The sequence below is a fragment of the Ensifer adhaerens genome (assembly GCF_001270265.1).
Classification (GTDB): Bacteria; Pseudomonadota; Alphaproteobacteria; order Rhizobiales; family Rhizobiaceae; genus Ensifer; species Ensifer adhaerens_B.
Window position 1 is genome coordinate 60,286 of record NZ_LGAP01000033.1, and the last position, 9,276, is coordinate 69,561.

Annotated in this window: 9 protein-coding genes and 1 pseudogene; 3 read left to right on the top strand and 7 right to left on the bottom strand. The window is 61.8% G+C overall.

Annotation, left to right across the window (positions count from 1 at the left end; genetic code table 11):
- Positions 1-76 precede the first annotated feature (76 nt).
- Both AC244_RS29875 and AC244_RS29880 read right to left on the bottom strand, forming a co-directional pair.
- Complete coding sequence (locus tag AC244_RS29875) at positions 77-1,066, bottom strand: aldo/keto reductase (protein ID WP_053252449.1); 990 nt, start codon at positions 1,064-1,066, stop codon at positions 77-79.
- A gap of 89 nt (positions 1,067-1,155) precedes the next feature.
- Positions 1,156-1,566, bottom strand: a complete 411-nt coding sequence (locus AC244_RS29880) for a cupin domain-containing protein (protein WP_053252450.1) — start codon at positions 1,564-1,566, stop codon at positions 1,156-1,158.
- 101 nt (positions 1,567-1,667) lie between these two features.
- Here AC244_RS29880 and AC244_RS29885 point away from each other — a divergent pair, with 101 nt between their 5' ends.
- Complete coding sequence (locus tag AC244_RS29885) at positions 1,668-2,567, top strand: LysR family transcriptional regulator (protein WP_053252451.1); 900 nt, start codon at positions 1,668-1,670, stop codon at positions 2,565-2,567.
- Between the two features lie 214 nt (positions 2,568-2,781).
- Here the strand turns inward: AC244_RS29885 and AC244_RS29890 are convergent, their stop codons facing one another.
- From AC244_RS29890 to AC244_RS38390, 3 genes are all read right to left on the bottom strand, one after another.
- Positions 2,782-4,188, bottom strand: coding sequence for a DUF1254 domain-containing protein (locus tag AC244_RS29890; RefSeq protein WP_053252452.1), 1,407 nt, complete (start codon positions 4,186-4,188; stop codon positions 2,782-2,784).
- Between the two features lie 123 nt (positions 4,189-4,311).
- Positions 4,312-5,001, bottom strand: a complete 690-nt coding sequence (locus tag AC244_RS29895; RefSeq protein ID WP_053252453.1) for an RES family NAD+ phosphorylase — start codon at positions 4,999-5,001, stop codon at positions 4,312-4,314.
- A complete protein-coding gene (locus AC244_RS38390; RefSeq protein ID WP_053252454.1) occupies positions 4,998-5,402 on the bottom strand; it encodes an antitoxin Xre-like helix-turn-helix domain-containing protein in 405 nt (134 codons plus the stop codon). Before AC244_RS38390 ends, AC244_RS29895 begins: the two co-directional genes overlap by 4 nt.
- A 229-nt stretch (positions 5,403-5,631) precedes the next feature.
- Here AC244_RS38390 and AC244_RS35860 point away from each other — a divergent pair.
- Positions 5,632-5,773, top strand: a pseudogene (locus tag AC244_RS35860) (IS5/IS1182 family transposase); the annotation flags it as partial.
- Between the two features lie 154 nt (positions 5,774-5,927).
- Here the strand turns inward: AC244_RS35860 and AC244_RS29905 are convergent.
- Positions 5,928-6,842 (bottom strand): MBL fold metallo-hydrolase, encoded by a 915-nt coding sequence (locus AC244_RS29905; protein ID WP_053252455.1) that lies wholly within the window; start codon positions 6,840-6,842, stop codon positions 5,928-5,930.
- Between the two features lie 79 nt (positions 6,843-6,921).
- On the opposite strand from AC244_RS29905, the gene AC244_RS37740 reads away from it, so the two are divergent.
- Positions 6,922-7,254: a hypothetical protein gene (locus tag AC244_RS37740; protein WP_053252456.1), complete on the top strand. Its 333-nt coding sequence runs from the start codon at positions 6,922-6,924 to the stop codon at positions 7,252-7,254.
- Positions 7,255-8,083: 829 nt separating this feature from the next.
- Here AC244_RS37740 and AC244_RS29920 read toward each other — a convergent pair.
- Positions 8,084-9,133: an aldo/keto reductase gene (locus AC244_RS29920; protein ID WP_053252458.1), complete on the bottom strand. Its 1,050-nt coding sequence runs from the start codon at positions 9,131-9,133 to the stop codon at positions 8,084-8,086.
- Between the last annotated feature and the right edge of the window lie 143 nt (positions 9,134-9,276).

Below are 9,276 nucleotides of genomic sequence, written 5' to 3' on the forward strand. Positions count from 1 at the left end.
CCTTAAATCGTTTCCGATTTAAGGAATTATGCCGGGATGCCTTCCGTCATTGTTTGTCCTTCCACTTTTCGCGAGGTCAGCGGCCGACGCGCGCCTGCAGGTGGGCCGGATAGCGGTCGCCCTCGATGGTCACCTTGGCTAGCGCATCGTCGATTTCGCCGCGATCGTCGGCGGTAAGTTGTACAGCCGCAGCGCCGATGTTCTCCCCGAGCCGGTGCAGCTTGGTGGTGCCGGGGATCGGCACGATCCAGGGTTTTTGCGCCAGCAGCCAGGCGAGTGCGACCTGAGCCGGTGTCGCCCCCTTGCGCGCGGCGATCTCACCCAAGAGATCGACCAGCGCCTGATTGGCCTTGCGCGCTTCGGGTGCAAAGCGCGGCACGATGTTGCGGAAATCCTTGCTGTCGAAGGTGGTCTCGGCGTTGATGGCGCCGGTCAGAAAGCCCTTGCCGAGCGGGCTGAAGGGTACGAAGCCGATGCCGAGCTCTTCGAGCAGCGGCAGGATTTCGGCCTCCGGCTCGCGCCACCACAGCGAATACTCGCTCTGCAGCGCCGCGACCTTCTGTTCCGCATGGGCCTTGCGGATGGTCTCGGCGCCGGCTTCGGAAAGGCCGAAATGCCTGACCTTACCCTCGCTGATCAGCCGTTGCACCGTGCCGGCCACGTCCTCGATCGGCACATTGGGGTCGACGCGATGCTGGTAGAAGAGATCGATCACGTCGGTCTTCAGACGCTTCAGCGCCGCGTCGGCGACCCTGCGGATCTGCTCCGGCCGGCTGTTCATGCCGCTCTGTCCGCCTTCAGTGTCGAAATCGAAGCCGAACTTGGTGGCGATCACCACCTTGTCGCGCATCGGGGCGAGCGCCTCGCCGAGAAGCTCTTCGTTCCGGTAGGGGCCGTAGGCCTCGGCGGTGTCGAAGAACGTGACCCCGCGCTCAAAGGCGGTGCGGATCACGGTGATTGCTGCTTGCTTCTCCGTTGCCGGGCCGTAGCCATAGCTGAGGCCCATGCAGCCGAGGCCGAGGGCCGAGACTTCGAGGCCGCTTTTGCCGAGTGTGCGCTTTTCCATGGGGCTTTTCCTTGTCTCAAATGACGATGTTTCTGGGGTAGAGATGGCCCGTGGGGCCGGGTCGGCGAGGGCGTTCCAACGGCTGCCGATCAGCCGGCCTTGGCCTCTGCCTGGTAGTCCGCGTCGCTGACCTTCTCCATCCAGTCGACGACCTTGCCGTCGAGCGCCTCGGCGATCGCGACATGGGTCATGGCGGCGGCCGGTGAGGCGCCGTGCCAGTGTTTCTCGCCCGGTTCGAACCAGACGATGTCGCCCGGGCGGATTTCCTCGACCGGGCCGCCTTCGCGCTGGGCGCGACCGAGGCCGGAAACGACGATGAGCGTCTGGCCGAGCGGATGGGTGTGCCAGGCGGTGCGGGCGCCGGGCTCGAAGGTGACCGTGGCGCCACTGATGCGCGCAGGCGCCGTGCCGCTAAAGGGAGCGTCGATGCGCACCGTGCCGGTGAAATAGTCCGCCGGTCCCTTGGCGGAGGGTTGGGAGCCGCTTCGTTTGATGTTCATGGCGTCGATCCTTTGCAAATGACGGCGTGGCCGTTGCCGGGCCGGATGTCGTCGCTGTCGTGTTGGTAAATCTCGCAAGGGCTTATGAGAGAGATTCATGAATGCCGCGCCAACCGATCAACGACCTCATCGCTTTCCTTACTGTCGCAAGGGAACGCAGCTTTACGAAGGCGGCAGCACAGCTCGGGGTTTCACAGTCGGCGCTCAGCCACACGATCCGCGGGCTCGAGGCGCGGCTCGGCCTGAGGCTTTTGACGCGCACGACGCGCAGCGTGTCGCCGACCGAGGCCGGCGAGCGGCTGCTGGTGTCGATCGGCCCCCGCCTGGACGAGATCGACCGGGAACTGGCAGCGCTCAGCGAATTTCGCGACAAGCCGGCGGGCACGATCCGCATCACCGCCGGCGAGCATGCGGCCGACCGCATCCTCTGGCCGGCGCTGGAGCGGCTGCTGCCTGATTATCCGGATATCCATGTCGAGGTGATCGTCGATTATGGCCTGACCGATATCGTCGCCGAGCGGTACGATGCCGGCGTGCGTCTCGGCGAACAGGTGGCGAAAGACATGATTGCCGTGCGCATCGGCCCCGACATGCGTATGGCGGTGGTGGGCGCGCCTGCCTATTTTGCCACGCGGAAAATGCTGCGCACGCCGCAGGAGTTAACGGAGCACAATTGCATCAACCTGCGCCTGCCGACCCATGGCGGCATCTATGCCTGGGAATTCGAGAAGGACGGGCGCGAGGTGAAGGTCCGCGTCGAAGGCCAGCTCGTCTTCAACAACATCGCGCTGCGGCTGAGCGCGGTGCTTGGCGGGCTGGGGCTCACCTATCTGCCCGACGATGTCGTCGCGCCCTATCTCGTCTCGGGCCGGCTGGTGCAGATTTTGGAGGATTGGTGCCCGCCTTTTGCCGGCTACCACCTCTATTACCCGAGCCGCCGCCAGACGTCGCCGGCCTTCGCGCTGGTGGCCGATGCGCTGCGCTATCGTGGCCCGCGTTAGAGATATGATGCCACGGTCCATGGCAGGCTGATGGTCCCTCTACCTTCCCTCATTCCGGCCTTGTGCCGGAATCCCGTCAGCCCAAGTCCTTGGGTTGAAAGATGCTTTTTGACCTGACGGACGTCAGGTCGCTGGATTCCGGCTCAAGGCCGGAATGAGGGAGGAGGAACCGGTTTCTCGCCGATATTCGTCCAAAGCGGTCATCTTCAGCCATTTAGTCGACGCGCTTGAATGGCGGCGGCACCCAGGCTCCACTTAGCGCTTCGGGCTTCGGCGAATAGATGCGCAATGTCGGGCCCATCGCTCCCGTTTTGGGTGATGGGAGCCAGTTGCTTTCCTTGTCCTTTCCAGGTGATTCCGCTTGAATGAAGATGTCCAGCGAACCGTCTTCACCAAACTTCAGGGCATCGCGGTCGCCGATAGCAAAGCGGTTAATTGGGTTGGGAACCTGAAAACCTTCGTTGTCGTACATGGTCAGTGACCAGAAGGCGTTCGCCGGGGGAAGCTTCGCTTTGTCGAAGTGCAGGACATAGGTGTTTGCGCCGTCCAGCGGCTTGCCTTCGCTATCGATGAAAGCAGCAGGGTAAATAGCGTCGGCCGGAAGATTGGCTCCCAACCCGGCGAGGGCAACGATTGCCCGTTGACGATATGAAGTGCCATAGGTCCCCATATTATCTACGGCAATGTTCCAACCGTTCAGGTGTGCACCTGTGCTTTTGATGCCCGCGACCATGTCTTGCAGACCTTCCTTGGCCCCAGCATTGATGGTGTCAATTGTTTCCTTATCGAGCGTTGAAGCGTCCCAACTCTTTCCGGGCTCCAAGCCGATTTCACGCATCCGGAAGATGATCGGATAGTCGTTCGGATGCGGGGGATAGGTCTTCATCAACTCGGCCAGGCGCTTGAATACCTCAACGCCGCTCATTTCGCCGACCTGCACGAGCGGCGGCGTCTTGGTGTCGACACTCGGATCGACAGTTGAGGTTGCTGGCGGCTCGTGGTTTTTACCCCATTGATCCAGTGGGGTGAGTTCCAGGCCATCTTGAATCTTGTGGACGTTATCATAGTCTGACGGCCCGTTGGTCTGGATACGCCCCATTACCCAAATCATTGAAGTCGGCGCGTTGATGCGCACCACCCCGTCAGGCAGCGTTCCGTTCCACCCCGGAGCAACGTAGGCGAAGTTGCCAGCCTTGGTGCCTGTTGTGCGCGAGCCGAGAGATGAGAAGATATCCGTCCACATATCGAGCGTGGGTACCAGATAGAAGCGTCCGCCCGTATCGGGTACGGACAGAATCATCGGCCCCTTACTCAGATCGACCCATGCAAATGAATAAAGGGTATCGAAGTTGAAGCGGACCACATCACGGGCGTCGGCAGCAGGATAGGTTCGAAAATAGGCAAACTGGTTGATCGGTGCACGTCCATGAACCGCAGTCGCGTTGGGAACCGCGGTCGATTGTTTCATGGTCGATTCCATAAGAACGGCTGGGTAAGCGAACTGATACACATCGCTGGACAGCGCCTTCAACTGATCAGGCGTGAGCTTGTCGGCCGCTAATGAAGACGTGGCGGTTGCAGCTATAAGAGCACTGACCAGAAAACCTGATAACCGTCGCATATGTCATCCTCCGCAAACGTCAGATTGCAGATATCAGGTCATGCACTTGGCCGGAGTCAAGCCTGTATCCGAAATGCCAGACATTATCTCTGTTTCTGCGCATGCCGCACTGCTGTGGGATAATCAGCTTTCGCGCCGGATCGTCGGCTCGGGCGAGCCCTTCCACTCGAAGGTGATGGTGCGGCCCTGGCGGATGTTCTGGATGACGGCGGGGCGGAAGACGGCGATGCACTCGCCTCTGGGATGGCGGGCGGAAGGGTAGATCAGGCCGTTGCCGCCGCCGGAGAAGATGGTTGCGGCAAGCGCCTGGCCGGCGGGGTAGGCAAGGGCGGGATCCGCGCCGAGATAGGCAGGGCCGGTCTCGCCGCGCACATCGTGAAAGCGGCAGGTGAAGCCGGCGATCAACTCGCGATAGGCGCCGATGTCGTGGAAGATGCCCGCATCGGCCAGCGCCCGCGTGCGGTGATAGACGATCTCGGCCTGGCAGGTTTCAAGCGCAGTCTCGCCGAAGGCGCAGTACCAGGCGCCGCGGTCCTCGGTGTTGAAGCGGTTGCCCGGCGGGCGGGCGTGGCAGAAGGCGGCGTTGATCAGCGACCAGCCATAGCCGAAGGATTCGTTCAGGAGTTCGGCCGGGTTGATGCCGGCGGGCAGCGCCAGCGGGCTCAGCCGCGCCGAGGTCAGCGCCTCCAGCCGGTTGAGGATCTCGATGTCGTCCTCGTCGTCGCAGAGCGGCTTGACGGCCGGCTCGTCGATATAGGCGGTCGAAATCAGCCGGATGGTGGCCGGATCGGTAAAATCGATCTCGGCGATCATAGGCCGCCGCGCAGGCCATCGAGATAGCGCCGCACCTTCATCATCGCCGGTATGCCGCCCTCGATCATCAGGTCGACCGGCGACTGGCCGTCAAACACCGGCCCGGTGTTGACCGCCTTCGGCCATTGATAGGTCAGCGGTCCGTTGAAATAGAGCCGAAGGCCCTTGAAGATGCCGACGATCAGGCTGGCGCGCATGCGCTTGTCCTGGTCGAGCCTGCCCTTGAAATCGCCGGCCTTCATCCGGTTCCAGGTGGCGATCGGCACGTCGAAGAGCTGCGATGCTTCCCGGTTGGTCAGCTTCCACAGGTCGCAGGCCTTGACCACCGCCTTGACGATGACGGCTTCCTCATGTCGTGCCGCGTCGCGGTCGGGGGCAAAAGCCGGCTGTGCGTTGGGCATGATCGTCTCCTCTGGATTCTTGCTTCGTATCATATGATATAAAATGTGCCTTGCAAGGTAAAAATCAAGGGGAGCGACGTCGGGCAGAGCCTTTGTCCAAAAGCGGGCCGAGAGGCGGCTGTCGCTGTACTGCCGCGTCGAAGTCCCTGGCGATGTGACGAGCGACTGAAGGTGCTCTTCCGGACCTATGCAGCAAATGCTGCAAGGGTTTTCGATCTTCCAGTGCCGCTTCAGCGCACGGGTCTATCGCCAATGCAATCTGATCGGCCTTCTTCAATAAACTCAAACAGTTCCGCGGCATCGCAACCAGACAGGACAAAGACCCGCGCAACTTTCTCGCCGCCATCAAGCTGGCTGCAACACGCATCTGGATCAGGTCGTTGCGAGTCTATGCCCTACTGCATGTTTCCTTAAATCGTAGCCGATTTAAGGAAGAAAACATGCAGCAATTCAAAGCGCTACAGCGACCTTTGCGCGTCTGATAAGACGCGCGGCGCTGTAGTTCGGCCCTAACCCAACAAGCGGTCAGTAGGCCCAGGAGGCCGGTACCCAACGAAAGACGTCGCCGGCGACGGCCACATGGCCGACGGACGGGAACGGCAGATGCGTGGCCACAAGCGCCCCGCGGGTCTCCGCCAGCTCCTGCAGGAGACGGATCCGGACGCGGGCCGCCTCCTCGGGGTCGTGTTCGAAGCCGTTGTACCAGTCGGGGTGGTCGAACCCGACCTGGAACACGGCGTCGCCGGCGAACGTCAGCCGGTCGCCGCCGGACGCCAGGCGGACCACGCAGTGCCCGGGGGTATGGCCGCCGGTGCGAATGGCGACCACGCCCGGCGCCACCTCGTACTCCTGATCGAACGGCCGCAACTGGCTCTCGTACTCGTTCAAGAACCGCTTGGCCGTCCGCCGAAGCGCGTCCGGGAACCCCGGCGGCATGGACACGCGGGAGAAATCGGGCGCGCCCCAGAACTCGGCCTCGGCGGCCGCCACGTGGACCCGCAGGTCCGGACGCAGCCGTTCCCGCACCCCGTCGACGAGCAGCCCGCCCACATGGTCCATGTGCATGTGGGTCAGTACCACGTCGGTCACGGATGTGAGATCGATGCCGGCGGCCTCCAGTCGCTGGGCCAACCGCCCGGCCCGCGGCAAGTCCGGGAACTCCATCCCCATCCCAGCGTCGATGAGCATGGTCCGGTCGCCGCTACGCACCACGACCACGTTCAGCGCCCACTCGAGCACGTCCGGCGGCAGGAACATATCGTTCAGCCAGGCCGCCCGGACGGCCGGGTCGGCGTTGTGGCCCAACATCGCTCCTGGCAGCGACAGCACCCCATCGCTGACCACCATTACGTCAATCTCGCCGACCCGCACCGCATAGCGCGATGGAACCAACTCTTCGGGCCCCGGCTTGCCGGGGCGTGAGGTGTTGTCCAAGCTCATGTTTGCCTCCTGCTGATCGCCTTACCCACGGCCGTATCGCTGCGGCACAGCCGAGGAGCGTGACAAATTCCCGCCGCTGATGGAGTTTCCCATCCTGCCAAGACTTCCGGGCGGGCTGAAAGATATCATTTTTGGGGCGATGTCTGTCGTGCATCACAGCAAATTGACAGCCGACTGGCGGCTCAGGGTCCGGGCTCGCAACCTGGTCGAACGGTTCTTCAACAAGATCAAGCACTGCCGGCGTGTGGCAACCCGCTGCGCGCGACGAAACGCCGGCCGCTCACACATGCGTGCCAAGCAGCGACAGGTCGGCCTCGCCGAGCCGGTCCTTGCCGCGTCGCGATCGGGGGCAAAAGCCGGCTGTGCGTTGGGCATGATCGTCTCCTCTGGAGCGCCAACACGTATCATATGATATAAAATGGGCGTGTCGTGCGGGAAGTCAAGGCTTCATCGCTCGACCAATCGGCATATTCTTATTGTCTAATATTATTGCGCATGCTACTTATAGTTTAGACCTATGGCGCGCTCGCAACAAATTCGGTGAGTTCTGGCCGTCTCGCCGGTCTCAAACGGAGCCAGGCGCTTGCAAACTTGCAAATACGCGACGCGCTACGACGAGTGGTGGCGAGGGCCGGTTTTTGCAACGCCGTCCAACGAATTCCGTGGAGGCGCGCCTCGAGAGGCACCACCAGTTGGAGCAATGCATGCATTGGCTGACAGAGAGACCGTGGCTATTCGACAGGATCCTTTTTCACACGCTGTGGATAATGTACACGGTTCTAACGGGTGGCGGGTTCTTTGGGTTGTTGTTCGGAATAGTAATCATTGGGCTGTCTTCCGAGATTTCCAAGGCTTTTTTGTGGATCATATCTAGATACAGCAATAAGATAAGATTATACAAAATATACCTATCTTCTATATTGTTTTATCTGTTTTTGATGGCGCAGATCATTTATGTATACAGCGTGTTCATTGACTTTCGTATAGGAAGCCTTACTGTCGTCGAGGATGGATCGATAACGCCAGATGGGTATATCTGGATGGCTTATACAAGCGTGCCATACATCCTGTTCTTCGTCGTTTCGCAAATAGCTTCGAGACGGTGTCATCGAAGTCAGAGTCACCAGTCCTAAGTATTTCCTGAATCCAGCTCAACAATCATCATTGCCGCGTCCAGCTCGCGGCGTGTCGCCGTCCTTGCAAGCAGCGCGTGGGCGAGTTTCGTGTCCTTTGCCGGCCGCTCACACATGCGGGCCAAGCAGCGACAGGTCGGCCTCGCCGAGCCGGTCCTTGGCGCTGCGCAACTGGTGCCAATAGGGATAGAGCACCGGCGGCAGGCTGACGGCGTCGAGCAGTTCGCGCTCCTCGTCGGTCAGCTTCAGGCTCGCGGCCGCGAGATTGTCGCGGAACTGCTGCTCCTTCCGGCCGCCGATGATGACGGAGGTCACGCCCTTGCGGTCGATCAGCCAGGCGAGGGCGACCTGCGCCGGCGAGACGCCGCGCTCGCCGGCGATTGCCACCAGCATGTCGACGATCGCCCACAGCCGCTCCTCGTCGCGGATCGGCGGTTCGTTCCAGCCGGCAAGCTGGCGGGTGCCATCCGGCGTCTGGTTGCGCCGGTGCTTGCCGGAGAGCAGGCCGCCGGCGAGCGGGCTCCAGACGAGCACGCCAAGACCCTGGTCGATGCTGATCGGCAGCAGTTCGTATTCGGCCTCGCGGGCTTCCAGCGTGTAGTGGATCTGCTGGCTGACGAAGCGGTGGCGGCGCTCGAGCGCGCTGATGCCGAGCGCCTTCATGATGTGCCAGCCGGAATAGTTGGAGCAGCCGATATAGCGCACCTTGCCGTGGCTGACGAGCGTGTCGAGCGCCTCCATCGTTTCTTCCAGCGGCGTCTGGCCGTCCCATTCGTGCACCTGGTAGAGGTCGATGACATCGGTCTTCAGCCGCTTGAGGCTCGCCTCGCAGGCGGCAATCAGATGGTGGCGGGAAAGCCCGCCGTCATTCGGGCCAGGCCCCATGTCGAAGCGCGCCTTGGTGGCGACCAGCACGCCGTTCTTGCGCTTGCCGCCGAGGATCTTGCCGATGATCTCCTCGGAGCCGCCGGTGGAATAGATGTCGGCGGTGTCGATCAGGTTGACGCCGGCGTCGAGGCACATGTCGACATAGAGGCGCGCCTCGTCGAGGCCGACATTGCCGACCTGCGCGAACTTGCCGCCGCCGCCGATCGTCATCGTTCCCATGGTGATAACAGAGATTTTCAGGCCTGAGCGGCCGAGCAACCGGTATTCCATCTGGCTATCCTCATTCCCTGGTGTCAGGCCTTTGCCATCGAAAACAAACTAGGGGCGCAGGAAGGTTGAGCAAGGTGGCGAGGGAGATGATGCGCCTCGCGCCCGGTGTCGCGTCAACTTTCTTTGGGGCGGGGGCTTTGGGG

Bases quoted from the DNA above. Each gene is read 5' to 3' on its own strand.
- AC244_RS29875 (WP_053252449.1), bottom strand. From the start codon at position 1,066: ATGGAAAAGCGCACACTCGGCAAAAGCGGCCTCGAAGTCTCGGCCCTC.
- AC244_RS29880 (WP_053252450.1), bottom strand. From the start codon at position 1,566: ATGAACATCAAACGAAGCGGCTCCCAACCCTCCGCCAAGGGACCGGCG.
- AC244_RS29885 (WP_053252451.1), top strand. From the start codon at position 1,668: ATGCCGCGCCAACCGATCAACGACCTCATCGCTTTCCTTACTGTCGCA.
- AC244_RS29890 (WP_053252452.1), bottom strand. From the start codon at position 4,188: ATGCGACGGTTATCAGGTTTTCTGGTCAGTGCTCTTATAGCTGCAACC.
- AC244_RS29895 (WP_053252453.1), bottom strand. From the start codon at position 5,001: ATGATCGCCGAGATCGATTTTACCGATCCGGCCACCATCCGGCTGATT.
- AC244_RS38390 (WP_053252454.1), bottom strand. From the start codon at position 5,402: ATGCCCAACGCACAGCCGGCTTTTGCCCCCGACCGCGACGCGGCACGA.
- AC244_RS29905 (WP_053252455.1), bottom strand. From the start codon at position 6,842: ATGAGCTTGGACAACACCTCACGCCCCGGCAAGCCGGGGCCCGAAGAG.
- AC244_RS37740 (WP_053252456.1), top strand. From the start codon at position 6,922: ATGGAGTTTCCCATCCTGCCAAGACTTCCGGGCGGGCTGAAAGATATC.
- AC244_RS29920 (WP_053252458.1), bottom strand. From the start codon at position 9,133: ATGGAATACCGGTTGCTCGGCCGCTCAGGCCTGAAAATCTCTGTTATC.